Origin of the sequence: Neptuniibacter sp. (assembly GCF_024231755.1) — a bacterium.
Classification (GTDB): Bacteria; Pseudomonadota; Gammaproteobacteria; order Pseudomonadales; family Balneatricaceae; genus Neptuniibacter.
In genome coordinates this window covers 1-587 of record NZ_JAAEQH010000179.1, presented here as the reverse complement: position 1 = coordinate 587, position 587 = coordinate 1, and the positions used below count along the sequence as shown (strand labels likewise).

The window sequence follows — 587 nt, the reverse complement described above, 5'->3', positions numbered from 1 at the left end:
CTTGCCTCACTGAGAAGAGATGAAATCTGGTCGGTAATTGAGCGTATGCAATTCGCCTTATGAGCCCATAGGGCCAGATCTTCATAACGGTAACAAACTTGTTGTTCTGGTATTAATTCATGGAGTAAACATGTATATTAGAAAGGTACGCACTTGGGTATAATAACAGACAGAAGTGAAGGCGTTTTGGCTCGTAAAATACTGTGCTCGAGTAAAGGCTGCTAAAGTCCCATGATTACGATAGTATACGGACTAGGCAAAGTGACGTTCTATTGAAGTTACCGTATGTAAGGACCCGGTGATTATGCAAGAGTACTTACGAACTTAGGCTACTTATGTTTCGGGTGCTGCCAGTTACTACGCTATATTGTTGGTCTGTAATGGAGTGCTGTCAGTTGTTGTGCAATGTAGGTTGTGAGGGACGACTACCCTACAAGAGCAGGTGTTCCAATCGCAGGGACAGGAGCTGTCCCTGATACATCGGTGGCAGTAGTAGTCATTGTGGTGGTTGCAGTTGATGATCCCAATGCAGTCATTATCATCGCGATGCCATTGGAATACCCTTAGACCAGAAGGGGCTTGGCAGT

General features: G+C 45.0%; 1 protein-coding gene. It reads left to right on the top strand.

Features of this window, described 5'->3' with window-relative positions; all coding sequences use genetic code 11:
• Nucleotides 1-414: 414 nt before the first annotated feature.
• Nucleotides 415-567: a hypothetical protein gene (locus tag GY843_RS09500; protein WP_297308944.1), complete on the top strand. Its 153-nt coding sequence runs from the start codon at nucleotides 415-417 to the stop codon at nucleotides 565-567.
• Nucleotides 568-587: the final 20 nt, after the last annotated feature.